Below are 25812 nucleotides of genomic sequence, written 5' to 3' on the forward strand. Positions count from 1 at the left end.
TTGTGGGTCCTTCCGTGCCGTGTGGGGGTGGTCCGGCACGTCGACCAACGCTACGTCATCCGGACGACCCCCGGGTCATTGTCGGTACAGCAGCGCCCGGACCTCGGCCTCGGCGGACGCCAGGCGGTTCGGATCGATGGTCTCGCCGTGGTCGTACGCGTCGAGCAAGCGGGGATCGATGTAGCTCTGTCGGCACACGGTCGGGGTGTTCCCGAGCTCGTCGCTGGCGGCCTTCACCGCGTGCGAGACGGCTTTCTTCCGTTTGGCCTGGGACGACTGCGGTCCGGTCTTCGCCAGGTCGACCGCGGCCGCGACCGTGCCGTGCAGTGTCCGGAAGTCCTTCGCGGTGAACTCGTCGCCCGCGCGCTCCTTCACGTAGGCGTTGATGTCCTCGGCGGAGAGCGGCTCCCACTCCGCACCGCGATGCTCGCGGAACGAGAGCAACCGCGCGTTGGGCCCGCGACGCTTCATGCCGGCGATCACCCGCGCCAGGTCGTGGTCGTGGATCGACGACGACCACTCCTGCCCGCTCTTGCCGGGGAAGTCGAGCTCGATGTCGTCGCCGGACACGTGGGCGTGGGCGCAGAGCAGCGTGGACAGGCCCCGACTGCCGTGCTCGGTGGCGTACCGCTCGGACCCGACCCGCACGGACCCCTGGTCGAGCATGCGGAACGCTGCGGCCAGCGCACGGCGGCGGTCCGGCTCGGGGCGACGGAGGTCCTGGGTGACGCCGCGGCGGGCGACCGGCAACGACTCCGCCAGCGCCAGCGCCCGGTCGTACTTGATCCGGTCCATCCGTTCACGCCAGGACGGGTGGTACATGTACTGGCGACGTCCCGCGCCGTCCGTGCCCGTGGCCAGGATGTGGCCGTTCGTGTACGGCGAGATCCAGACGTCGTCCCACGCCGGCGGGATCACGAACTCCTCGAGCCGACGGCGCTCGTCCGGGTCCGTCACGGTGTTGCCGTCGGGGTCGCGGAACGAGAAACCGCGTCCGGAACGGACGCGGTGGTAGCCGCGACCGGAGGTCGCGGATCTGCGGAGACGTGTCACATCGTCGAGCCAACTCCGTGACGCCTGGGACGGGTCACGGGGCGGACAGCAGGCGCGGCACCGGCATGGCACCGGGCCTCCCGTCCGGCGCCCGGTACCGCCCGTCTGCGGCCGGGGACGACGAAGCGGGGCCGGGCCCGAAGGCCCGACCCCGCTGTCGCAAGGAACCAGAGTTACTTGATGATCTTCTCGACCGTACCGGCGCCGACCGTACGACCACCCTCACGGATGGCGAAACGGAGGCCCTCTTCCATGGCGATCGGCTGGATCAGCTCGACCGTCATGGCGACGGTGTCACCGGGCATGACCATCTCGGTGCCCTCGGGCAGCGTGATGACGCCGGTGACGTCCGTGGTGCGGAAGTAGAACTGCGGGCGGTAGTTCGCGTAGAACGGGTTGTGACGCCCACCCTCGTCCTTGGTCAGGATGTACGCGTTCGCCTGGAACTCGGTGTGCGGCGTGACCGAACCCGGCTTCACGACGACCTGGCCGCGCTCCACGTCCTCGCGCTTGAGGCCACGGATGAGCAGACCGGTGTTGTCACCGGCGACCGCCTGGTCGAGCAGCTTGCGGAACATCTCGATGCCCGTGACGGTGGTCTTCTGCGTCGCGCGGATGCCGACGATCTCGACCTCCTCGTTCAGGTTGAGCGTGCCACGCTCGACGCGACCGGTGACGACGGTGCCACGACCGGTGATCGTGAAGACGTCCTCGATCGGCATCAGGAACGGCTGGTCGGTTGCGCGCACCGGGTCCGGCACGTTCTCGTCGACCTGGGCCATGAGGTCCTGGACCGACTTGACCCACTTCTCGTCGCCCTCGAGCGCCTTGAGCGCCGAGACCTGCACGACAGGGGCGTCCTCGTCGAACTGCTGCGAGCCGAGGAGCTCACGGACCTCGAGCTCGACGAGCTCCAGGATCTCCTCGTCGTCCACCATGTCGGACTTGTTCAGTGCGACGACGATGTACGGCACGCCGACCTGGCGGGCGAGCAGGACGTGCTCGCGCGTCTGGGGCATCGGGCCGTCGGTGGCGGCGACCACGAGGATCGCGCCGTCCATCTGTGCCGCACCCGTGATCATGTTCTTCACGTAGTCGGCGTGACCGGGGGCGTCGACGTGCGCGTAGTGACGCTTCTCGGTCTGGTACTCGACGTGCGAGATGTTGATCGTGATGCCGCGCTGGCGCTCCTCGGGAGCGTTGTCGATCTGCGCGAAGTCGCGGGCCTCGTTGAGGTCCGGGTACTGGTCGTGCAGAACCTTGGTGATCGCCGCCGTGAGCGTGGTCTTGCCGTGGTCGACGTGACCGATGGTTCCGATGTTGACGTGCGGCTTGGTGCGCTCGAACTTGGCCTTGGCCACTGTGGGTCCTCCTCAGGACTCGGAAGCGTCACCCCCGGCCGGCCCTGGATGGGCTCGGAACCGTTGGTGCGCGGTGTGTGTCTGTACTTTACCTGGTGGCGAGGGGCCCGTCGCCGGGCGCCCCCGCCTGTGGAGAAGCGCTGAGCGCTACTCCCCCGCGTTCTTCGCGATGATCTCCTCGGCGACCTTGGCCGGGACCTGGCTGTAGGTCTCGAAGGTCATCGAGTAGACCGCACGACCAGAGGTCTTCGACCGCAGGTCGCCGACGTAGCCGAACATCTCGGACAGCGGCACGCTCGCGCGGACCACCTTGACGCCCGAGGCGTCCTCCATCGAGGCGATCTGGCCACGACGGGAGTTCAGGTCACCGATGACGTCGCCCATGTACTCCTCCGGAGTACGGACCTCGACGGCCATGATCGGCTCGAGGATCGCCGGACCGGCCTTGCGAGCCGCTTCCTTGTAGGCGATCGAACCGGCGATCTTGAACGCCATCTCGGACGAGTCGACGTCGTGCGCCGCGCCGTCCTTGAGGGTCGCCTTCACGCCGACCGTCGGGTAGCCCGCGAGGATGCCGACCTGCATGGCGTCCTGGATACCGGCGTCGACCGACGGGATGTACTCGCGCGGGACACGGCCACCGGAGGTCGCGTTGACGAACTCGTAGACCTTCTCGCTCGTGACCTCCATCGGCTCGAGCGCGATCTGCACCTTCGCGAACTGGCCGGAACCACCGGTCTGCTTCTTGTGGGTGTAGTCGTAGCGCTCGACGACCTTGGTGAGCGTCTCGCGGTAGGCCACCTGCGGCTTGCCGACGCTCGCCTCGACCTTGAACTCGCGCTTCATGCGGTCGACGAGGATGTCGAGGTGGAGCTCGCCCATGCCCTTGATCGTCGTCTGACCGGTCTCGGCGTTGAGCTCGACGCGGAACGTCGGGTCTTCTTCGGCGAGCTTCTGGATGGCCGTGGAGAGCTTCTCCTGGTCGGCCTTCGTGTTCGGCTCGATGGCGACCTCGATGACCGGCTCCGGGAACGTCATCGACTCGAGGACGACCTGGTTGGTCGGGTCGCACAGGGTGTCACCGGTGGTGGTGTCCTTGAGGCCGATGACCGCGTAGATGTGGCCAGCGGTCACGTTGTCGACCGGGTTCTCCTTGTTGGAGTGCATCTGGAAGATCTTCCCGATGCGCTCCTTCTTGCCCTTGGTCGAGTTGATGACCTGGGCACCGGACTCGATCGAGCCGGAGTACACGCGGACGTACGTGAGACGACCGAAGAAGGGGTGCACCGCGACCTTGAACGCGAGGGCCGAGAACGGCTCGGACGCGTCGGGCTTGCGGATGATCTCCTTCTCCTCGTCCTTGACGTCGTGGCCGATCATCGGCGGCACGTCGAGCGGGGACGGGAGGTAGTCGATGACGGCGTCGAGCATCGGCTGGACACCGCGGTTCTTGAAGGCCGAACCACAGAGGACCGGGTAGACCTCGGAAGCGATGGTCAGCTTGCGGATCGCAGCCTTGATCTCGTCCTTGGTCAGCTCCTCGCCGCCGAAGTACTTCTCGAGCAGGACGTCGTCGGTCTCGGCGACGCGCTCGATCAGCTTGCCGCGGTACTCCTCGGCGCGCTCCTTGAGGTCTGCGGGGATCTCCTGCACCTCGTACTGGGCGCCCATGGTGACGTCACCCTTGGCATCGCCCGGCCACACCTTGGCGTGCATCTCGATGAGGTCGACGATCCCGACGAAGTCGTTCTCGGCGCCGATCGGGAGCTGGAGCACGAGGGGCTCCGCGCCGAGGCGGTTGATGATGGTGTCGACCGTGAAGTAGAAGTCGGCGCCCAGCTTGTCCATCTTGTTGACGAAGCAGATGCGCGGGACGTCGTACTTGTCGGCCTGACGCCAGACGGTCTCGGACTGGGGCTCGACGCCCTCCTTGCCGTCGAAGACGGCGACCGCACCGTCGAGGACGCGGAGCGAGCGCTCCACCTCGACCGTGAAGTCCACGTGACCGGGGGTGTCGATGATGTTGATCTGGTTGTTGTCCCAGAAGCAGGTCGTCGCGGCCGACGTGATCGTGATGCCGCGCTCCTGCTCCTGCGCCATCCAGTCCATCGTGGCAGCGCCGTCGTGGACCTCACCGATCTTGTGCGTGATGCCCGTGTAGAACAGGATGCGCTCGGTCGTCGTGGTCTTGCCGGCATCGATGTGCGCCATGATGCCGATGTTGCGGACCTTGTTCAGGTCGGTGAGCACGTCCTGTGCCACAGGGTTCCTCCGGAAGAGTTGTAGGAGAGGTTGGCGGCCGTTTGGGCGCCGGAGTTCTTGACCACCGGCGCCCAGACGGTGCCGGGACTACCAGCGGTAGTGGGCGAAGGCCTTGTTCGACTCGGCCATCTTGTGCGTGTCCTCGCGGCGCTTGACCGCGGCACCGAGACCGTTCGACGCGTCGAGGATCTCGTTCATGAGACGCTCGGTCATCGTCTTCTCGCGACGGGCCTTGGCGTACGAGGTAAGCCAACGGAGCGCGAGGGTGTTCGCGCGGTGCGGCTTGACCTCGACCGGGACCTGGTAGGTCGAGCCACCGACGCGGCGGCTGCGGACCTCAAGGGTCGGACGGACGTTGTCGAGCGCCTTCTTCAGCGTCACGACGGCGTCCTGCTGGTTCTTGGCGGAAACGCCCTCGAGTGCACCGTAGACGATGCGCTCGGCGAGGCCCTTCTTGCCGTCGAGCAGGATCTTGTTGACGAGCTGGCTGACGATCGGCGCACCGTAGACCGGGTCGGCGACGACGGGACGCTTGGGGGCGGGACCCTTACGAGGCATCTAACTCAACCCTTCTTCGCGCCGTAGCGGCTACGAGCCTGCTTACGGTTCTTGACTGCCTGGGTGTCCAGGGCGCCACGGATGATCTTGTACCGCACACCCGGGAGGTCCTTCACACGACCGCCGCGGACGAGCACCATCGAGTGCTCCTGGAGGTTGTGGCCCTCACCGGGGATGTAGGCCGTGACCTCGGTGCCGTTCGAGAGCTTGACACGAGCGACCTTGCGCAGTGCCGAGTTCGGCTTCTTGGGGGTGGTGGTGTAGACGCGGGTGCACACACCACGCTGCTGGGGGTTCGCCTTCAGGGCGGGCGCCTTGGTCTTGGTGACCTTCGGCGTACGACCCTTGCGAACCAGCTGCTGAATAGTAGGCAACTGTTCTCCTGGTTCTTCGCTCGTGCTCTCTGGCCGGCGCGTTCCGCCGGCTTCCTCGTCCCACGCTGAGCACCGCCGGACGGCGGGTGTTCGAGTGGGGGACGGAGTGGTCCGACTGGGCGATCCCGCTCGCCGGACTTTTCGGGCGCGCCCGAGGGCGCACACCCAGTAGAGACTACCCGCGTGACGGGACGAAATCAATCCGGGTCACCCCGGGAACCGACACCGTCAAGAGCCGGTGTCGGAGGACCCGTTGCCCACCGCCGAGCGGAACGTGGCACCGTCGCTCGAGAAGCCCGTGACGTACCCGCTCGCGTTCACGTTGAGCGGCCCCGCCGAGGCCGTCCCGGTGCCGGCCGCGCCCGAGATGTCGGCCGTGTACTTCGCCCGGCCGGGCGTCGTCGTCGTGATCAACCAGCCGTTCGTCGTCCAGCTGCCGACCCGGACCGTCGGCCGCGTCTCGAGCGTCCACTTCTGGTTCGAGTACGTGTACGCGGGGTTCTGCCCGTACGCGTAGAAGCTGCACCCGGCGGGAGCGGCATCCGGGGAGGCGATGCAGCCGTCCACCCAGTCGTCCACCGCCCGCTTGGCAGCCTGCTGCCCGGCGGTGGTCAGGGTGGTGGTCATCTGCACCGGGGTCGAGGTCGACCGCCCGAACCCGCTGACGCTCGCCGATCCCCCACTCGCCGTGGTCCATTTGCCGCCGTCGAAGGCGACGTCGTACGTGCCGGGCAGCGCACGGAGGCTCACCGTGCCGTCCTTCGCGGTCTCCACGTTCCGGCCGGCGACGGTGACCGCCGCACCGGACGGCCCCCGCACGGCGACGGCGACCGACCCGAGCTCGGGGGCCTGCAGCTCCCAGATCGGGAACACACCCCAGTCCGTCCCGGTCTTGTCCAGCGTGAAGGTCGCAGCGACGTCCTGCCCGCCCTGGCGCAGGTACGCGCGGACCGTTGCGGTGTCACCGTCCGTGCGCGTCGCGGCGACACGGTAGCCGGTGACCTTGTCCGATGCCTTCGCGTAGGCGGCTTCACCGAGCAGCACGTCGGTCTTCTCGCGTTCGATGCCCGCGTCGTCGAGGGCGTCGGCCACGCGTCCGGCCGTCAGGTCGTCGAGGAACGCCCGCACCGGGCGGTCCGCCGAGTGCGAGGAGGAACCGACCGAGTACCCGACGACACCGGCGACGAGCAGCAGGACGACCGCAGTGCCGCCCGAGATGATGCCGATGAGCTGACCGCGGCGGAGCTTCCGGCGAGGACGCTGGGGCACCGGAGCGGGCACCCCGGGCATCCCGGGGAATCCGGGGGCTCCTGCGCCGGGACCTGGACCGAATCCCTGGGCCGCTGCCCCGGACGTTCCGTCGGTTCCACGGATCGAGGCCACCGGCGGTACGGCGCCCCAGCCGCCCTGCTGGTCCGGATCCTGCGCGTGCTGGTCGCTCATCGTTCCCCCGTTGCGTGTGCGTCGTGCCCTGCGAACACTACCGTCCGGCGGGTTCCTCGCCCGCGTGCGTCCGGTCGGGCCCGGAGCGCTCGTCCGGCCCGTCCGGACGCGCCGTCCCGGCCTCGCCCGAGCCGCCGCCGGTCCGTGCCTGGTGCCGGGCCATGGTGATCCCGCCGAGCACCGACAGGAGCGCCACCACGACGGACCCGACCACGAACGGCCCGAGGGCGTAGTCCGCGGGGAAGACGAGGAGCTCCGTCGCGTCCGAACGGACGAGCGCGTAGCCCACGGCTCCGACGCCGAGCATGACCAGGTAGACCGTCGCCGCGGCCACCAGCGCGGTGACCCCCGGGTTGCCGTCGCGCACGCCGGCCGCGGTCGCGAGGAAGACCACCACCGCGCCACCGACCACCATCGCGGGCCCGAGGTACGGGGTGGCGTCGGGCTGCGAGATGACCTCGACGTCGGCGAGCAGGGCTTCGAAGCCCGTGACGGCGATCACGAGCGCGATGAAGAGGACGGACGTCATCGTCGCGATCAACCACCGGGACATGCGCCGATCGTATCGCCGACCGGCTGGTCAGTGAGCGGGTTCGGCGTGGTCCGTGTCGTCCGCGTGCTCGCGACGGTCCGCCCGGTCGGACTGCTCCTGCGCTGCGGCGACCAGGGCGAGCGCGATCGTCGCCGTGATGATCGGGACGGTCTCCGTCATGGGGGCCGGCGCCTCCGGCACCGCGGCGGGTGCGGCATCCGGCATCGTCTCGTCCGTCGCGTCCGTCGCGTCCGTCGGGTCGTCGGACTGGAGGCCCGTGGCGGCGTCCGCCTCGGGGGTGTCCTCCGGCTCGTGGTCACGCAGCGCCGGGCCGATGACCGGCAGGACCCCGGTGGTCGCGGCCGGTTCAGCGTGCAGGACCGGCGGCTCGGTGGACACGGATCCGTTGCGCTTCGCCGCGCGACGCGCTCGGCCCATCTTCACCAGGACCACGACGGCGACGATCGCCCAGATCCCGTTGACGATCGTCGAGGGGACGGCGTGGTGCGCGGCGACGTTGATCGCCACCGCAAGGCCGCCGACCAGGTTGAACAGCTGGTAGAGCGGGCCGTTCGGGATCTTGCCGGTGGAGAACAAGATGTAACCAGCTAAAACGGTTACAGCACCGAACCAACCCAGGAATTCCACGATTCCGACCAACACGCGCGACTCCGGGCACGACGAGGAACGGCCGGTTCGAGCCGACCGTTCGAGAAGGGATGAGCAGCCGTGATCACGGCGTCTGGTGCATCGTAATCACAACGACGGGTGTCGCGGAAGTGGGGTCGGCGTGGCGCGGCCGACCCCAGTCCGCGGGGGTCGGGTCAGCCCTTCGCGGCCGTGTCCGAGTCGGCGGTCAGGACGTACACGTAGCCACCGAACGTCCACGTCGTCGCAGCCGCCGCGGCCGGGTCGGTCGAGTCCTGCGAGATGGAGGACGACACCGTGGTGACCAGGAAGAGTCGAGCGCCGTCCTGCATGCCCCCGACGAAGGACAGGGCCTGGTCGAACGACCCGTCGACCGACACGGAGACGGGGATGGCCGAGAAGTTCGCGGCCGAGATCGCCGGGTCGGTCACCGGCGCCGTCGCGGCGCCGGTGGATGCCGCGGTCGGCTCGGGCGTCGCCTCGTCCGTCGCCTCGTCCGTCGCGGAGGCCGACGAGTCCTCGGTGCCCGCGGCAGTCGAGGCTGCGACGGGGGCGGTGTACGCCACAGCGTCCGACGTCGTGATCGCGGACACCTTCACACCCGCACGGGCCGCGACGCTGTCGACAGCGCCGTAGAAGGAGGACATGTTCGCACTCGACGGCACCGAGGTGGTGAGCTCCGCGAGTTCCGCCTTCATCGCCGGCAGGGACTTCGCACGGTCCTTGAGCCGGGCGAGTTCCGCCGCCGTCGTCCGGTTCGTCGCGTCCACCGACACCTGGTCGGTACGGTCGCTCGCGGCCTGTGCGAGATGTGGCTGCACGCCGAGGAAGAACCCCGCGAGTGCCACCACGACCATCGCCACGACGGCGAGGAGCATGTTGAGTCGGTTGCGGGTCATCTCACTCGCCCTTGTCCTGGTACTTGCCGTCGAAGGCGGCCTGGTCGACGTGGATCGTCATGTTCACCGTGTACGTGCCGGTCGTCGGGTCGAGCGTGACCGAGTTCGCGGTCGCGTCGACGAAGCCCTTGAGTCCCTTGACGGCATCGAGCCACGACGGAACGGACGGCAGCGTCGGGCTCTGCGCGTCGATGGTCAGGGTCGCGACACGCTGCCCCTGGAGCGGGGTGTCAGCCTGCGCGTAGGTCTCCAGCGGCGTGGCCGAGTCGATCGCGACGCCGGTGATCTCGACTCCCGCCGGGAGCGATGCCTTCAGCGAAGCGAGGTACGGCTGCCAGGCGATCTCCGTGGCCCCGCCGACCGACTGCGCGGCTTCACGCAGCGCGGTACCGGCCTCCGTGTCCCGGACCTCGCGGTAGTTCGCCTGCTGCTGCAGGAGCGACAGGGTCTCGTCCTGCGCGTGGGTCAGGTCGTCGTGGGCCTGGCTGGACAGGAGACTGGCTCCGGCGGTCGCGATCCCGACCACGATCGCCACGAGGACGACGCCCGCCCACATCCGACGGACGACACGGCTGCTGCGTCGGTCGGCGAGGACCTCGGTGGGCAGCAGGTCGACACTGGGGCGGCCCCCGACGACGATCTCGCTGGGGGTGGTCCGACGCTGACGTTTGACGCGCTCCGCGGTCTCGGCGGCGACACGCAGGGCCGGGTCGGGCGCTGCTCCTCGACGGCGGCTCCGTCCAGAACGCGAGGGCTTCGACTTGGTCGACTGGCTCATGCTGCCTTCCCTCCCGCGGCGAGTCCCCATGCCACGGCGATCGATGCGCCGTGCGCGTGCAGGTCCTCGACCCGGATGGACTTCGCGAGCGCGACGTTCGCGAACGGCGCCCCGAACCGGACGGGCGTCCGGGTGAACTCCGAGAGCGCTGCGGCGAAACCGGGGAGCGCAGCTGCAGCGCCGCAGAGCAGGATCTCGCCGACGGGCTCGGCAGGGTGGGTGTTGACGAAGTAGTTGACGGTGTTGCGGAGGCTCGAGAGCAGTTCGCCCATCGTCTCGCGGACCGCCGCGACCGCGAGCGCGTCGTCGCCGGTCCGCGCCCGCTCCGGATCCATGCCCAGGTGACGCTTGACGGCTTCGGCCGCGCCCTCGTCGATGGTCAGCCGACCGGCGAGGAGCCGCGTGATGTCGTCGCCGCCGGTCGGCACGATGCGGACGAACTTCGGGACGCCGTCGGTGACGATGACGACGGTCGTCGTGTTGCCGCCGCACTCCACGATGGCGACGGTGCCCGACCGGTTCGCTGGCGCGAGGACACGTGCCAGGGCGAACGGGATGAGGTCGACACCGACCGGCTTGAGCCCGGCATTCTGGACCGCGCGGACGTTGGCGAGCACGGCGTCCTTCACGGCGGCGACGAGGAGACCGCTCACTGTGGGGCCGTTCTCCCCCGTCTCCTCGCTGGTCGGGTAGAAGTCGAGGATGGCGTCGCCCACGGGCACCGGGAGCATGTCCTGCACCTGGAAGGGCAACGATTCACGGATCTGCGCGATGGGGGCCTTCGGGACCGTCAGGTCGCGCGACAGCACGCGCTGGTTGCCCATGCCGAGCACGACGTCCTTCGAGCGGAAGCGCCCGAGCGACCAGAGCTGTCGGAGCGCACCCGCGACGGTGTTCGGCTCGAGCACCTCCCCCTGCTTCGTCGCGCCCGGGGGCACGGGCACCTCGGCGAACCGCAGGATCGTCGGTCTCGGCTTGTCGGCGTCCTGGACCTCGACAGCACGGATCGCGGCGGCGCCGATGTCGACGCCCACGATGCTCTTCGACATGGGTGGTCCTTCCGTGACCGTCTTCGGGTCGGTCTGGTGAGTCAGCGCGCGACGAGGCGTCAGGCGAGTCCGAGGAGGCGCAGGTAGCCGTCCCATGCGGGGGCACCGACGGCGATGCCGAGCCAGGCACCCGCGAGCATCCAGGGGCCGAACGGGATCCCGCTGCGACGGCCCGCCCGGCGCACGACCAGGAGGACGACTGCGAAGGTACCTCCGAGCAGGAACGCCGCGAAAGAACCCACTGCGAGGGGTCCCCATCCGAGGTACGCCAGCACGAGGCCGAGCACGCCGGCGAGCTTCACGTCGCCGAGCCCCATCCCGCCGGGCACCGCCAGCGCGAGCACGAGGTAGACGCCGCCGAGGACGACCAGGCCGATGAGCCCCCGGAGCGCGGCGCCCCAGTCCCCGGACGCCGCTGACGCAGCCAGCAGGAGCACGGGCAGCACGATGTAGGCCGGGAGCACGATCCGGTTCGGCAACGTGTGGGTGTCGAGGTCGATGAGCGTCAACGAGATGCTGATCGCCATCAGGTACAGGAGCGCAACGAGCAGGACCGCTGCGTGGATCGATCCGGAGACGCCGTCCGGTGCCACCAGCGGCGACCACGGTGCGAGTACCGAGAGCAGCGTCACCGCGACGAACAGGAGGCCCGTGGCGGCTTCGACGAGCGGGTACCGGGCCGAGATGGGCGCGCCGCAGTCACGGCACCGGGCGCGCAGGACGAGCCAGGAGACCACGGGCACGTTGTCGCGACCTCGGATCGCATGACCGCATCCGGGGCACGAGCTGGCCGGCGCGACGACGGACATGCCCGCGGGCACCCGGTACACGACGACGTTCAGGAACGACCCGATCGCGAGACCGAGCACGCCGACCAGCGCGGCGACGAGGGGTGCCACACCGGCGAAGGAAGCCACGGTCACTTCCCCGTCGGAGTGCCGTCGGCGCGGAAGGCCGTGGCCGACTCGGTCTCGGTCGTCACGCCGTACGTGGTCGAGACCGGCTGCAGGAACTTGGGCGGGGCCGAGGACTTGAGTCTGCTGTCGTACGAGTACGCCTTCGCGTACCCCGTCAGCAGGCCGTTGCCGTACGAGGTGCGGACCGAGCCGCGGAACTGCTGGGCGATCGATCCGTAGATCGTGAGGATGCCGAGGTTGGACCCGTACTGGCTGTTCTGGACGTTGAACGTGCCGAGGTTGCTGGCGATGGCCGCGTCGATCTCGATGTTCTTGGTCGGCGCCGTGTTCGTCGAGTAGGAGCTGCTGCCCGTGTTGCACACCGTGTTCGACCAGCCGGAGTAGCTGGAGCACGACACGGGGTTGTAGACGGAGACCGCCTTCTGCCCGACGAGCCCGAGCATGTCGTCGGAGGTCCGGCCGTTCTGGTAGACGATGTTCCCGGTCACGTACAGGAAGTTCTCCGCGGCGAGGGTCATCTGTCCGCCGAAGGACCCGGACACGAAGGCATCACCGCTGCGGCACCCGTAGTACCCGGCATCCCCGCGCGTTCCGGTGAACTCGCCGTTGAGCGGGTACCCCAAGCCGTTGCCGTAGTCCGAACTCGTCGAGTTCCCCGACTTGACCGTCTGCTGGCAGTAGACCGGCGAACCCGCGTTCACGGTCCCGTTGACCGTGCCGGACGGTGTTGCGCTGGACGCCCAGTAGTTCGGGTCACCGACCGTCGACGGCACGCTCTGCACGTAGACCAAGTTCGCGGGCAGCGTGGGGATGACGGCACCGGTTCCCCGGAGGGCAGCGACCGAGCCGCACAGGGCGTCGTTCCCCGGACCCGGCGCGATGGCGCTGCCCGTGGCGTTGCCCTTGACCTGTGTGGAGATGGTCCACGGTGAGACCACGCGCATCTTGCCCCCGGCGAGGAACGTGATGGACGTCGGACCGGTGTACAGGCACCCGGGCTTCGCCACCTTCTCGGGGATGTCGGTCCGTGCCTCCTGCTTCATGTTCGCGTTGGTGCTCGGCATGGGGAGCGTCCCGACGTTCTTGATCTTCCCGCCGATGAACTTCGTGGACGAGCGGCAGGCGGAGTCGATGGTCGTCGCCTTGCTCGTGTAGAAGAAGTCGGCGGGCCCCGTGTCCTGCACGCTCGAGTTGAACGTCGCTCCGCAGGCGGTGATGACGTCGTTCGACCGGACCGGCCCGTCGAGGACGTCACCGCTGGCGAACGTGACGGCTTCACAGCTGCTGCTGGAGCTCCAGTCGTCGTCGTTGCGGTGGTTCGAGACGCAGCCGGCGTTCGTCAGGCTCGGGTCCTGGGACTCGTAGTTCGTGAAGTACAGGTAGTTGACGAAGCCGTCACCGCGGAGGTCCACGACGATGGTCCTCGTCGTGGCACCGGCTTTCCCCGTCACGCGCAGGCGGACCTTGCCGGTCGTCGAGTAGTCGGAGTTGTCGACCTCGTACCGGTAGGACTGGTCGGTGCTCCCGACCACGTTCGCCCACGAGCCGTCCTTCGCGGTGCCGAAGGCCTTGTTGGCCGGATCTGCCGTGTACGTGCTCGTCGACGAGAACGCGGTGCGCACGCCGTACTTGACGTAGGCGTTGTCGGCTGCGAGGCGGCCCTGGTAGTCGGAGAGACCCGCGTACGCGGCCGCGATCGCCTTGTTGTAGTTCGTGTCGGTCGTCGCCTTCGTCGCACCGCTCGTCGCGGTGGCGACGACGAGGGACAGCACGATCATGAGCACCGCACCGATCCCGATGACGGCCGCGAGGGCGACCCCGCGTTCGTCGTCTCGGGCACGCAGGCCTCGGAGGATCCGGATGAGCATCATGACTCCGTGGCTGCGCCGTAGTCGAGGTTGCGCAGGTTGATGGTGGCCTGGAACGTGCTGTCGTTGGTGGTCACGCCGTCCGTCGACCCCACCGTCAGCGCCACGCGGACCGAACGGATCGTGTCGTAGGTGGCGTTCGCCGGCGCGGACACGGGACCGTTGTCCGCGTCGATGTACGAGAAGAGCGTGCCGGCACGGACCACGTCGGCGAGCCACAGCGTCCGGGTGGCGCCGGTGAACGTGCAATACCCGCCGGTCGGGCAGTCGCCTCGCTGCAGCTGCATGCGCAGCCGGTTCGACACGACGTCGACCGTCACCTTGGTGAGCCCGGCCCGCGCGCTCGACAGGTCGACACCCGAGTAGAACTGCACGCTCCGGCCAGTGGCGCTAACGAACGCGGGCGCGCTGACCGTCTTGCTCACCTGCCAACGGGATGCCTCACGCAGGTACCGACTGAGCTGCGTCATCGACGTGGTGCCCTGTCGGGTGCTGTCGTTGACCGAGGACACCGTGCGCTGCGCCTTCGAGATCGACACGAAGAAGCTCCCGACCAGGGTGAGCAGCAGCGACGTCACGAGCATGGCGACGAGGAGCTCCACGAGCGTGATCCCGCGTTGATCGCCACGCAGACGACGGAGGAGCGCGCGCATCAGCTGGCCGGCCTCGGGTCGACGAGGACGACGCCATCGGTGACGGCACCGTTGCTGACCATCGCGGTGTTGGTGGCGGTGAGCGTGAGCGGCGTCGTCGCCGCGCCCGCGGTGCCGCCCGTGAACAGCTTCCAGGTTCCCCACGGCAGGGCGATCGTCATGCTGTCGGACGTCGGCTTCGGGAAGCTCAGGGTCATCCCCTTCGCGCAGCCGGGATCGCCGTTCACGGCCGTCGTGGTCTTCGCGGTGATGAAGAGCGCCTTGTCCGGCTTGGCGAGCGTGATCGCGCCCATTCTGATCGGGATCGGCCCGGTCGCGTCCTTGAACTCCGTCGCCGTCCCCTTCTTGCCGGCCTTGTTGGCGGTCGTCCAGGCACCTGGTTCCGGGCCCAGGCAGGTCGCTGCGGCGTCGGACGACACGTCTGCGGAGTACAGACCGGCCACCGCCTGGTATCCCATGGGGAACGGGAACAGGGCCGCGCTCGTCGGGGCGGGGTTCAATACGGTCGTGCCCGACGTCCCGTTGGTGATCGACAAGGGCAGGTTCGTCGGCAGGATCGCGGACGATGCCGGCGAGGTCACGTACTTGAACGAGTAGGTCGTCACCTTGTCGAAGGTGAAGGCGGCAGCACCGGAGCTCCCGACCGACACCGTCACCGACTGCGACGACGGACTCGTCTGTTGGGTCGAGTCGATGTACCCGGTGCGGGCGACCGACACCTTGTAGGTCCCGGGCGCGACGCCGGCCACGTAGGTGCAGCCCTCCGCGTCCGTCGCCGGGAACGTGACCCCGGCGGGGCCACCGCTCACGGTCGGCACGATCCCGGAGACGCCGATCCCGTTCGCGTTCGTCACGCCGACGAGGATCGAACCCGTGGTGTCCGAGTTGATGTTCGTGAGTGGAGCGATGGCGCTCGACATCTCGACCTGCTGGGTCCCGGACGCTGCAGCACTGGTCTTCCACCGCACCGTGACCGTCACGGCCTTGTACGACAGGCTGCCGTCGCCCGTGCCGCAGGCGGTGGCCGCGCCGGATGACCGGGTCCACGACACCTTGCGGGTCAGGTCGAAGACCTGGTTGCCGACCTGCTTGGTGGCGGTGCCGCTCTTCACGTTGAAGATGCTCGGGGTGTCCCGGAGGTCGTCGATGTCCTCCATCGCGATCGTCGATGCGACCTCGCGCGCACGGGTGTCCTTCGACAGCACCAGTGAGGCGGCGATGCCCGCGGCGATCCCGGCGGCGATCAGGGCGAAGATCGTCATCGCGACCATCACCTCGATGATCGTGAAGCCGTCCTCGCTCTCACGTGCGGAACGCAGTCGCTCGGCGATGCGCGAGATCATGGCGTCCCTTCTGGATGGAGTGGTCGTTCCGATGCTCGTGTGGGCGCCGGCCTCGACGAGGCGGCGCCCACACGGTTCACAGCGAGTGTCAGCAGGCCCCGGTCTTCACGCCGTCGGTCTCGTTGGCGGAGAAGACCTTGGCGGTCGAGCTCGTGCCCTGGACACAGAAGCCGGTCGCAGTCTTCTTATAGGACAGCGCGGTCGTGCTGGACCCCTTGGTGACACCGGCGCTCTTGTAGTCGCCCGCGATCAGGTCCGCGTCGGTGATGGTCGCGGGGAAGGCGCCGTCACCCTGCGAGGCGACGCTGACGATCGCAGTCTTCGCGTTCGCAACGTCGGACTTGACCGACGAGTCCTTCGCGTTGTTCTGCACGCCGATGTACACCGGGATGGCGATCGCGGCGAGGATGCCGATGATGATGACGACGACGAGGAGCTCGATGAGCGTGAAGCCCTTCTCGCCGTCCTTCAGGAGACCCTTGCGGCGAGCGTCGAGCTTGCCCATGAGAGCGAAGTACATGGTTGTTTCCATTCTGCGGGGAATGTCGGGGAAATGAGTTCGGGGCTTGCTCGGCCGCCGCAGATCAGCGTATTGGGGGCACATCGAGCGGCCAATCCCGAGAACGGGGGCCATGCTGGGCACAAAACACCCCCAGTGCGGGGGAGGATCGATATCGACAATGCCCCCGCATGGGGGTGGAATGACTAGGAAGCGTTCTGCACGACGTTGGTGATCTGGAAGATCGGCATGTACAGCGCGATGATCATCCCGCCCACCACCACCCCGAGGAACGCGATGAGCAGCGGCTCGATCAGCGAGGTCAGGGCGTCGGTGGTCGCCTCGACCTCGGCGTCGTAGAACACCGCGATCTTCTCGAGCATGATCTCGAGGGAACCGGCGTCTTCACCAACCGCGACCATCTGCGTCACCATTGCCGGGAAAACCGATTGTGCGGCGAGCGGCACCGCGATTGATTCACCTTTCCGCACCGCCTCTGCGACATTGTCGAGCGCGCGCTTCACGACGAAGTTGTTCGACACTTCCCCGACGATCCGCAATGCCTGCAGAATGGGAACACCGGCGCCGATCATGTTCGAGAAGTTGCGCGCGAACCGAGCAATGACGATCTTCTTCTGCAGCGGGCCGAAGACCGGCAGTTTCAGGGTGATCGGATCGATGAACGCTCGGACGCGTTCGGTGTTCTTGTTCGCTCGCCACCAGAGCCACGCCAGCACGACGACGATCGCGAGCGGGATCGCGACGTACCGCATGGCGTGTGACAGCGTCACGAGGATCTGCGTCGGCAGCGGGAGCGTGCCGCCGAGCGACGAGAACATGTCCTGGAAGATCGGGACGATGAAGATGAGCATGATGGCGACCGCCACCAGCGACATCACGAGCACGACCACCGGGTAGGTCATCGCCGACTTGATCGTCGAGCGGAGCTTGTGCTCCTTCTCGAAGTTCGTCGCGATGGAGTCCATGGCCTGGTCGAGGAACCCGCCGGTCTCCCCCGCACGGATCATGTTGATCATGATCGGCGGGAAGTCGACCGGGTACTTCGCGACGGCGTCGGAGAAGGAGACACCGCGCTCGACGTCGTCGCGGACCTTGCCGAGGATGTCCTTGAGCTTCTTGTTCTCGGTCTGGTCGGACAGGATGGTCAGGGTCCGCAGGAGCGAGAGCCCCGAGGTGAGCATCGTCGAGGCCTGCCGCGACATGATCGCGAGGTCCTTGAGCCCGACGCCCTTCTCGAACCCGGGGATCTTGATCTCGGTCTGGAGCCCGGTGCCGGCCTTCGCCTCGGTGATGGCGATCGGCGAGACGCCCATGCCCCTGAGGCGCTGGACGACGGCCCCCTCGGACGCGGCGTCGAGGCGGCCCTTGACGAGCTTGCCGGCGCCGTCACGCCCGCGGTAGTCGAACGCGAGTGACATCAGTAGCCTCCGGAGAACTTGTCGCCGAAGTCGATGCCGCTGGCGGCGATCGCGGCGGCCGAGGAGTCGGACGGGGACTCGACGCGCTGGACGAGCCGATCGAAGCCCTCTTCGTCGTGCACCTTCTCCATCGCGGCCTTGCGCGAGATGGTGCCGACGTTGACCAGTTCGGCGAGGTCCTGGTCCATGGTGTGCATGCCGATGTCACGGCCGGCCTGCATGGCCGAGGTGATCTGGTAGGTCTTGCCCTCGCGGATGAGGTTGCCGATGGCCGGGGTGATCGTCATGATCTCGGTGGCGACGACCCGACCGACACCGTTGGCCTTCGGGACGAGGGTCTGGCAGACGACGCCCTGCAGGGTGGCCGCGAGCTGGGTGCGGATCTGCCCCTGCTGGTGCGGTGGGAAGACGTCGATGACGCGGTCGATCGTGCCGGGTGCGCTCTGCGTGTGCAGGGTGGCGAACACCAGGTGGCCGGTCTCGGCGGCGGTGAGCGCGACGGAGATGGTCTCGAGGTCGCGGAGCTCACCGATCAGGATGACGTCGGGGTCCTGCCGGAGCACGTGCTTGAGCGCGGAGGCGAAGGAGTGCGTGTCGGCACCGACCTCGCGCTGGTTGATGATCGACCGCTTGTGGTCGTGCATGAATTCGATCGGGTCCTCGACCGTCACGATGTGGTCGGCGCGGCTCTCGTTGACCAGGTCGATGAGCGCGGCGAGGGTGGTCGACTTGCCCGAACCGGTCGGGCCGGTGACGAGGACCAGGCCACGGGGCAGGCCGGCGAAGTCGCCGACGTGCGCGGGGATGCCGAGCTGCTTGAGCGTCTTGATCCGGGTGGGGATGATGCGGAACGCCGCACCCCAGTTGCCGCGCTGCTGGTAGTAGTTCACGCGGAAGCGGTACTCCGGCGACAGCGAGTACGCGAAGTCGAGCTCCTGGTCGTGGTCGAACTGCCCGGCCTGTTCGACGGACAGCAGCGTCTTCAGTGCCGCGATGACCTTGCCACGCGACCACGCGCCTCCGGGCACGGCCGGCCGGAGCGAGCCGTCGACGCGGACGGTGGGCGGGGCGTCGGCCGTGACGTGCAGGTCGGAGGCGCCCTGGTAAACGACCTGCGCCAGTGCGGTGATGAGGTCGGGGTCGGCGACCTCGCGCGCGTGCCGGGCGAAGTCGATGTCACCGGTCGACGCCGCGGCGGGGGCCGGGGTCGGAGCGGGCGCTGCCGGTGCGGCGTGGTGCGCGCCGCTGTAGGCGATGGCCGGCAGCTGCTGGGTCGCCGGCTCGGCGTACCCGTAGGTGGCGGTCGACGACGGCACCGCGGCGGGCGGCGTCGCCGGGGCGGTGGCGGACTGCCCCACGGGCGCAGCGACCGGACCACCCACGGGACCAGCGATCGGGCTGGCCACGGGCGTGCCGGTGGGCGCGGGCCACACCGCCGAGTCGTCCGTCAGGTCGTAGACCTGCTCGGGCGGGGCGGCAGCGGCAGCGGCCAGACGCGCGGCACGGCGGGAGCCGACCTCGGCGCCCGGAGTGCCGGGGTGCCATCCGGCGACGGGCTCGTCGCCGGGCATGGTGATGTCGTACACGGAGTCGGTCATCTGCTCGTCCTGTTCCCCGGTCACGCGACGACGCGCAGGATCTCGTCGACGCTCGTCATGCCGAGCTTGACCTTCTCGAAGCCGTCCTGGCGGAGCGTGAGCATGCCCTGCTGCTGGGCGACGCGGCTGATCTCCGCGCTCGAGGCGCGACCGACGGCGAGCCGCTCGATCTCCTCGGTCACGGTCATGACCTCGTGCAGGGCGATGCGGCCGCGGTAGCCGGTGTTCGAGCACACCGCGCAGCCGACCGGGGCGAAGAACGCGGGCATCTCGTCGCCGGGGGCCAGGAAACCGAGCGCCTGGAGCTGCTCGATCTCGTACACGGCCGGCGCCTTGCACCGGTCGCACAGCCGGCGGGCGAGTCGCTGGGCGACGACGGAGTCGAGGGCGGACCCGACCAGGAACGGCTCGATGTCCATCTCGGTCAGGCGGGTCACGGCCGAGGGCGCGTCGTTGGTGTGCAGGGTCGAGAGCACGAGGTGCCCGGTGAGCGACGCCTCGATCGCGATCTGGGCGGTCTCGTGGTCGCGGATCTCACCCAGCAGCACGACGTCGGGGTCGGACCGGAGGATCGAGCGGAGCGCGGACGCGAACGTCAGGCCGGCCTTCGGGTTGACCTGCACCTGGTTGATGCCGGCCATCCGGTACTCGACCGGGTCCTCCACCGTGATGACGTTGATCTCGGGCTTCGCCACGGCGTTGAGGGTCGTGTACAGCGTCGTCGACTTGCCCGAACCGGTGGGACCGGTGACCAGGATCATGCCGTACGGCTTCGAGTAGGACCGCTGGTAGGCCTGGAAGTTCTGCTCGAGGAGGTTGAGGTCCTTGAGGGTCAGCGAGGTGTTCGTGTTGTCGAGGATCCGCATGACGACCTTCTCGCCCCACACGGTGGGCAGCGTCGCGACGCGGAGGTCGATCTGCCGGCCGCCGTGCCGCACGGACATGCGGCCGTCCTGCGGCTTGCGACGCTCGGCGATGTCGATGTCACTCATGATCTTCAGGCGGCTGATCACGCCGTTCTGGATGTTCTTCGGCGCCGGCGCCATCTCGTGCAGCACGCCGTCGATGCGGTACCGGATCCGGACCTCGTGCTCGCCGGGCTCGATGTGGATGTCGGACGCGTGGTCCTGGATGGCCTGCGACACGAGCAGGTTCACGAAGCGGACGATCGGGACGTCGTCGAGGGCACCGTCGGCGATGTCGACCTGCGCCTTCGAGGTCGTCGACGCTTCTTCTTCCAGCGACGACGTCAGGTCGTTGAGCTCGTCGTCGGCGCGCAGGTACCGGTCAAGGGCGGCGACGAGGTCACGCTCCTCGACCTGCAGCGGCTTGATCGCGCGCCCGGACGCCGTCCGGGCGTCGTCGATGGCGAGCACGTTCGTGGGGTTCACCATCGCGAGGATGAGCAGGTCGCCCTCGAACCCGACGCCGAGCACGCCGTGACGACGGCACAGGGCCGCCGGCAGGATCGACACCGCGGTGCCGTCGACGGGGTAGTCGCTCAGCGGGACGGTGCGGGAGTTGTTCGACGCGGCCCGGGCGGTGATGAACTGGGCCTCGCTCACGACGCCCTGGTCGACCAGGCCGCGGATGGCTCGCTCGTCGAGGTCCTCGTCACCCGTCATCGCATCGAGGTGCTCGATGGGCAGGGCGCCGTTCAGGATGAGGATCTCGGACAGGGTCGCCATGAGTCCCGTGCCTCCTTGGACTCGCGCACGGCGAGACGTCGTCGGGTGATGCGCCACCAGGGATGTGGCGCCCGACCACGCTACTTCTGGGGCCCTCGCCGACCGCAGTCCCAGAAAGAGGGGGCGGAGGGGGTCCGGCTGCACCCAGAACTGGGGTCCACGACCGGTTCGGCCCCGGTCCGGGGGACGCCTGGGCCGGTTCGCGGTGGTCGTCGGAGGGTGCATGTCCGCCAGCCTCCCGGACCACGCGCGGCTGCCGGAGTCCTGGCGAGCGGTCCGTGGAGAACGTCGGCGTCACACGGGGGTGTGGAGGAACAGGGCCGCCGTCCGACGCGGGCCGGACAGCGCGGCACCGCGGAATCCCTCTCGACGCGCGCCCCCACCCGGGCACATGATGAGTCATGGACATCACGAGCGTGACCGTGGGGTTGCCCGTCAGCGACATCGAGGCGTCCTGCCTCTGGTACGGCGCGGTCTTCGAGCGCACCGAGCCGGACCTCGAGCCCGAGGACGGCGTCGCCGAGTACGAGGTCGGCGGCATCTGGATCCAGCTCTACGTCGACGAACAGGCCGAGGAGAACCCGGTCAGCGTCCGCTTCGGCGTCGACGACGTCGCCGCGCAGCACGCCCGCATCGGGGCGCTCGGCATCGACATCGGCCCCGTCGAGTGCGTCGACGGGGCGGTCGACTGGTTCGACGTCCGCGACCCCGACGGCAACGTGCTGAGCCTGTTCTCGCTCGTCGACGAGACCGGTCGCGGTTCCGGCCGCGACAACGGCGCGGGCCGCGCGCTCTAGCCGCGACCCCACGGCGGACGGGAGGCCCGTGGCGGCCCCGCACTGCACCTCCAGGCCGTCACGTGGTGACGACACGACGAAGGCCCCGCCTCCTTGCGGAGACGGGGCCTTCGTGGGATCACATCAGGCTCAGTTGTACGTGCCCGGCGTGAAGTCGTCCGACGAGAAGCTGTCGAAGTCGACGAAGCTCAGGTCGGCGTCCGAGAACGACGAGTCGTCAGCGAAGATGCGGTTGGGGTACCGCTCCGCCTTCGCCTCTTCGGTCGCGTTCACGTCCACGTCACGGTACCGGCTGAGTCCCGTCCCGGCGGGGATGAGCTTACCGATGATGACGTTCTCCTTGAGGCCGACGAGGTGGTCCTGCTTGCCCTCCATGGCCGCCTGCGTGAGCACGCGGGTGGTCTCCTGGAAGGAAGCGGCGGACAGCCACGACTCGGTCGCGAGGGACGCCTTCGTGATGCCCATGACCTCCTGGCGAGCCGAGGCGGTCTTGCGACCCTCCTGCAGCGCCGCACGGTTCAGCGCGTTGTAGCGCGACCGGTCGACGAGCTCACCCGGCAGCAGGTCGGTGTCGCCGTGGTCGACGACGGTGACCTTGCGGAGCATCTGGCGGACGATGACCTCGATGTGCTTGTCGTGGATCGGCACACCCTGCGAGCCGTAGACGTCCTGCACACCGTTGACCAGGTGCTTCTGGACCTCTCGGACACCCTTGACCCGGAGGACTTCCTTCGGGTCGACGGTGCCGGCGATGAACTGCTCGCCGAGCTCGACGTGCTGGTTGTCCTCGATGAGGAGCGTCGCACGCTTGAGCACCGGGTAGATGAACGGCTCGTCGCCGTTGTCCGGCGTGAGGATGATCCGACGACCCTTGTCCGTGTCCTCGACCACGACGCGGCCGGGGGCCTCGGCGATCGGGGACGCGCCCTTGGGGGTACGCGCCTCGAAGAGCTCCGTGACACGCGGCAGACCCTGGGTGATGTCGTCGGCCGAGGCCGAACCACCCGTGTGGAAGGTACGCATCGTCAGCTGGGTACCGGGCTCACCGATGGACTGCGCGGCGATGATGCCCACTGCCTCACCGATGTCGACCAGGTTGCCGGTGGCGAGCGAACGGCCGTAGCACTTCGCGCAGACACCGACAGCCGACTCGCAGGTCAGGACCGAGCGCACCTTGATGCTCTCGACACCGGCTGCCAGCAGCTTCTCGAGGAGCACGTCACCGACGTCCTCGCGAGCCTCTGCCACGACCGTGCCCTGTGCGTCCACGGCCTCGGTGGCCAGGGTGCGGGAGTACACGGTGTTCTCGACGCGCGGGTCGCGGACGAGCTTGCCGTCGGCGTCCACGGTCGCGATCGGCAGCTCGAGGCCACGCGTCGTGCCGCAGTCGTCCTCGCGGATGATGACGTCCTGCGAGACGTCCACGAGACGACGGGTGAGGTACCCGGAGTCCGCGGTACGGAGCGCGGTGTCGGCAAGACCCTTACGAGCACCGTGGGTGGCGATGAAGTACTCCGCCACGGTCAGGCCCTCGCGGTACGAGTTGATGATCGGGCGGGCGATGATCTCGCCCTTCGGGTTGTTCACCAGACCACGCATACCGGCGATGTTGCGGACCTGGAGCCAGTTACCACGAGCACCGGACGACACCATGCGGTTGATGGTGTTGTCGACCGGGAAGTTGTCGCGCATCTCCTGCGCGATCTCGTTCGTGGCCTCGGTCCAGATCTTGATCAGGTCGGCGCGACGCTCGGAGTCGGTGATCAGACCCTTGTCGAACTCGCCCTGCACCTTGGCGGCCTGGATCTCGTAGCCCGCGATGATCTCCTTCTTGCGAGGAGGCGTCACGACGTCCGACAGGGCGACGGTCACACCGGAGCGGGTGCCCCAGTAGAAGCCGGCGTCCTTGATCCGGTCCAGCGCAGCGGCCGTCTCGGTCTTGGAGTACCGCTCGGCGAGGTCGTTGACGATCGCGGAGAGCACACCCTTGTCGGTGACCTTCTGGACGAACGGGTAGTTCGCCGGGAGAGTCTCGTTGAAGAGCGCACGGCCCAGGGTCGTCTCGAGCAGCACGGAGTCGCCCAGCTCGTAGCCCTCGGGCGCTTCACCCTCGGCGAAGTGGACACCCGTCATGCGGATCTTCACCATCGCGTTGAGGTGCAGCGTGTGCTGGTCGTTCGCCAGGATCGCCTCGGCCACCGACGAGAACGCACGGCCCTCGCCCACGGCGCCCTCGCGGACGGTCGTGAGGTGGTGCAGACCGATGATCATGTCCTGTGCGGGCAGGGTCACGGGACGGCCGTCGGACGGCTTCAGGATGTTGTTCGAGGCGAGCATCAGGATGCGGGCCTCGGCCTGGGCCTCGACCGACAGCGGCAGGTGCACGGCCATCTGGTCACCGTCGAAGTCCGCGTTGAACGCAGCACACACGAGCGGGTGGAGCTGGATGGCCTTGCCCTCGACGAGCTGCGGCTCGAACGCCTGGATGCCCAGACGGTGCAGCGTCGGCGCACGGTTCAGCAGGACGGGGCGCTCGCGGATGATCTCCTCGAGCACGTCCCACACCTGCGGACGCGAACGCTCGACCATGCGCTTGGCCGACTTGATGTTCTGCGCGTGCGACAGGTCGATCAGGCGCTTGATCACGAACGGCTTGAAGAGCTCGAGCGCCATCTGCTTGGGCAGACCGCACTGGTGCAGCTTCAGCTGCGGGCCGACGATGATGACCGAACGGCCCGAGTAGTCGACGCGCTTGCCGAGCAGGTTCTGGCGGAAACGACCCTGCTTGCCCTTGAGCATGTCGCTCAGGGACTTCAGGGCGCGGTTGCCGGTACCCGTGACCGGACGTCCACGACGACCGTTGTCGAACAGCGCGTCAACGGCTTCCTGCAGCATGCGCTTCTCGTTGTTCACGATGATCTCGGGGGCACCGAGGTCGAGCAGGCGGCGGAGACGGTTGTTGCGGTTGATCACACGACGGTAGAGGTCGTTGAGGTCCGACGTGGCGAAACGGCCACCGTCGAGCTGCACCATCGGGCGCAGCTCCGGCGGGATGACCGGCACGACGCCGAGCACCATCGCGGCCGGCGAGTTGCCGGTGGCGAGGAAGGAGCTGACGACGCGCAGACGCTTGATCGCGCGGATCTTCTTCTGGCCCTTGCCCTCGGCGATCTGCAGACGCAGCGCCTCGGCCTCGGCGGCCAGGTCGAACGCCTCGAGCCGGAGCTTGATCGCCTCGGCGCCCATGTAGGCGTCGAAGTAGATCCCGAACCGGTCCTGGAGCTCGTGGAAGACGGCGTCCTCGGGCTTGAGGTCGCCCACCTTGAGGTTGCGGAAGTCCTCCCACACACGCTCGAGACGGGTGATGTCCTCGTCGAACGACTTGCGGACCTGGGACATCTCCTTCTCGGCGGTGTCCTTGGTGCGGCGCTTGACGTCGGCCTTCGCACCCTCTTCCTCAAGGGCTGCGAGGTCGTCCTCGAGCTTCTTGAGGCGGTCGGCGATGATCGAGTCGCGCTGGCCCTCGAGGGTCTTGATCTCGAGACGCATCTCGTTCTCGAGACCCGGCATGTCCGCGTGACGGCCCTCTTCATCGATGTCGATGATCATGTACGCCGCGAAGTAGATGACCTTCTCGAGGTCCTTCGGTGCCATGTCGAGGAGGTACCCGAGGCGCGACGGGACGCCCTTGAAGTACCAGATGTGCGTGACGGGGGCAGCGAGCTCGATGTGGCCCATGCGCTCACGACGGACCGAGGACTTGGTGACCTCGACGCCGCAGCGCTCGCAGACGATGCCCTTGAACCGGACACGCTTGTACTTGCCACAGGCGCACTCCCAGTCGCGGGAAGGACCGAAGATCTGCTCGCCGAACAGACCGTCCTTCTCGGGCTTCAGGGTGCGGTAGTTGATGGTCTCCGGCTTCTTGACCTCGCCGTACGACCACTGACGGATGTCCTCGGCGGTCGCGAGGCCGATCCGAATGGCGTCAAAGGAAGTTGCTTCGAGCAATGTTCTTCTCTCTTGCTGATTCAGGCTTCGATGTACGGGCGG

At 68.2% G+C, this 25812-nt stretch carries 21 protein-coding genes; 1 reads left to right on the plus strand and 20 read right to left on the minus strand.

Going from position 1 to position 25812, the window contains the following annotated elements:
* Nucleotides 1-75: 75 nt before the first annotated feature.
* From DEJ20_RS16990 to DEJ20_RS17080, 19 genes are all read right to left on the minus strand, one after another.
* On the minus strand, nt 76-1053 hold the full coding sequence (locus DEJ20_RS16990) for a DNA topoisomerase IB (RefSeq protein WP_111234636.1): 978 nt from the start codon (nt 1051-1053) through the stop codon (nt 76-78).
* 173 nt (nt 1054-1226) lie between these two features.
* The gene (gene tuf / locus DEJ20_RS16995; RefSeq protein ID WP_071259759.1) at nt 1227-2414 is read right to left on the minus strand and encodes an elongation factor Tu; all 1188 of its coding nucleotides are present in this window, start codon (nt 2412-2414) and stop codon (nt 1227-1229) included.
* A 147-nt stretch (nt 2415-2561) separates the two neighbouring features.
* On the minus strand, nt 2562-4676 hold the full coding sequence (gene fusA, locus DEJ20_RS17000) for an elongation factor G (protein WP_111234635.1): 2115 nt from the start codon (nt 4674-4676) through the stop codon (nt 2562-2564).
* Nucleotides 4677-4763: 87 nt separating this feature from the next.
* The gene (gene rpsG / locus DEJ20_RS17005; protein WP_017885539.1) at nt 4764-5234 is read right to left on the minus strand and encodes a 30S ribosomal protein S7; all 471 of its coding nucleotides are present in this window, start codon (nt 5232-5234) and stop codon (nt 4764-4766) included.
* Nucleotides 5235-5239: 5 nt separating this feature from the next.
* Entirely contained in the window at nt 5240-5608 is a 369-nt protein-coding gene (gene rpsL / locus DEJ20_RS17010) for a 30S ribosomal protein S12 (RefSeq protein ID WP_017885540.1), read from the minus strand.
* A 228-nt stretch (nt 5609-5836) separates the two neighbouring features.
* Nucleotides 5837-6898: a hypothetical protein gene (locus DEJ20_RS17015; protein ID WP_111234634.1), complete on the minus strand. Its 1062-nt coding sequence runs from the start codon at nt 6896-6898 to the stop codon at nt 5837-5839.
* A gap of 190 nt (nt 6899-7088) precedes the next feature.
* Nucleotides 7089-7604, minus strand: a complete 516-nt coding sequence (locus DEJ20_RS17020; RefSeq protein WP_111234633.1) for a DUF6121 family protein — start codon at nt 7602-7604, stop codon at nt 7089-7091.
* A 27-nt stretch (nt 7605-7631) separates the two neighbouring features.
* On the minus strand, nt 7632-8246 hold the full coding sequence (locus DEJ20_RS17025; RefSeq protein WP_502866587.1) for a CBU_0592 family membrane protein: 615 nt from the start codon (nt 8244-8246) through the stop codon (nt 7632-7634).
* 161 nt (nt 8247-8407) lie between these two features.
* Nucleotides 8408-9130, minus strand: a complete 723-nt coding sequence (locus DEJ20_RS17030) for a hypothetical protein (protein ID WP_111234631.1) — start codon at nt 9128-9130, stop codon at nt 8408-8410.
* A 1-nt stretch (nt 9131) separates the two neighbouring features.
* Entirely contained in the window at nt 9132-9908 is a 777-nt protein-coding gene (locus DEJ20_RS17035; protein ID WP_111038485.1) for a PilN family protein, read from the minus strand.
* Complete coding sequence (pilM, locus tag DEJ20_RS17040) at nt 9905-10957, minus strand: type IV pilus assembly protein PilM (RefSeq protein WP_110893921.1); 1053 nt, start codon at nt 10955-10957, stop codon at nt 9905-9907. The genes DEJ20_RS17035 and pilM overlap by 4 nt, the downstream gene beginning before the upstream one ends.
* A 59-nt stretch (nt 10958-11016) precedes the next feature.
* Complete coding sequence (locus tag DEJ20_RS17045) at nt 11017-11880, minus strand: prepilin peptidase (RefSeq protein WP_502866588.1); 864 nt, start codon at nt 11878-11880, stop codon at nt 11017-11019.
* On the minus strand, nt 11877-13745 hold the full coding sequence (locus tag DEJ20_RS17050; RefSeq protein ID WP_111092220.1) for a hypothetical protein: 1869 nt from the start codon (nt 13743-13745) through the stop codon (nt 11877-11879). The genes DEJ20_RS17045 and DEJ20_RS17050 overlap by 4 nt, the downstream gene beginning before the upstream one ends.
* Nucleotides 13742-14395: a PilW family protein gene (locus DEJ20_RS17055; RefSeq protein ID WP_111234630.1), complete on the minus strand. Its 654-nt coding sequence runs from the start codon at nt 14393-14395 to the stop codon at nt 13742-13744. Before DEJ20_RS17055 ends, DEJ20_RS17050 begins: the two co-directional genes overlap by 4 nt.
* Entirely contained in the window at nt 14395-15738 is a 1344-nt protein-coding gene (locus tag DEJ20_RS17060; RefSeq protein ID WP_111234629.1) for a carboxypeptidase-like regulatory domain-containing protein, read from the minus strand. Before DEJ20_RS17060 ends, DEJ20_RS17055 begins: the two co-directional genes overlap by 1 nt.
* An 88-nt stretch (nt 15739-15826) precedes the next feature.
* Nucleotides 15827-16258, minus strand: coding sequence for a type II secretion system protein (locus DEJ20_RS17065; RefSeq protein ID WP_284183352.1), 432 nt, complete (start codon nt 16256-16258; stop codon nt 15827-15829).
* A 185-nt stretch (nt 16259-16443) separates the two neighbouring features.
* Entirely contained in the window at nt 16444-17676 is a 1233-nt protein-coding gene (locus tag DEJ20_RS17070) for a type II secretion system F family protein (RefSeq protein WP_111023277.1), read from the minus strand.
* Nucleotides 17676-19298, minus strand: a complete 1623-nt coding sequence (locus DEJ20_RS17075) for a type IV pilus twitching motility protein PilT (RefSeq protein WP_284183353.1) — start codon at nt 19296-19298, stop codon at nt 17676-17678. Before DEJ20_RS17075 ends, DEJ20_RS17070 begins: the two co-directional genes overlap by 1 nt.
* Entirely contained in the window at nt 19295-20962 is a 1668-nt protein-coding gene (locus DEJ20_RS17080; protein WP_111234628.1) for a GspE/PulE family protein, read from the minus strand. Before DEJ20_RS17080 ends, DEJ20_RS17075 begins: the two co-directional genes overlap by 4 nt.
* Before the next feature lie 401 nt (nt 20963-21363).
* Between DEJ20_RS17080 and DEJ20_RS17085 the strand changes: the two genes are divergently transcribed.
* Nucleotides 21364-21759, plus strand: a complete 396-nt coding sequence (locus tag DEJ20_RS17085) for a VOC family protein (protein WP_071245506.1) — start codon at nt 21364-21366, stop codon at nt 21757-21759.
* Nucleotides 21760-21888: 129 nt separating this feature from the next.
* Here the strand turns inward: DEJ20_RS17085 and rpoC are convergent, their stop codons facing one another.
* On the minus strand, nt 21889-25770 hold the full coding sequence (gene rpoC, locus DEJ20_RS17090; protein ID WP_111234627.1) for a DNA-directed RNA polymerase subunit beta': 3882 nt from the start codon (nt 25768-25770) through the stop codon (nt 21889-21891).
* Nucleotides 25771-25812 lie beyond the last annotated feature (42 nt).

It is taken from the genome of Curtobacterium sp. MCSS17_005, from assembly GCF_003234225.2.
Classification (GTDB): domain Bacteria; phylum Actinomycetota; class Actinomycetes; order Actinomycetales; family Microbacteriaceae; genus Curtobacterium; species Curtobacterium flaccumfaciens.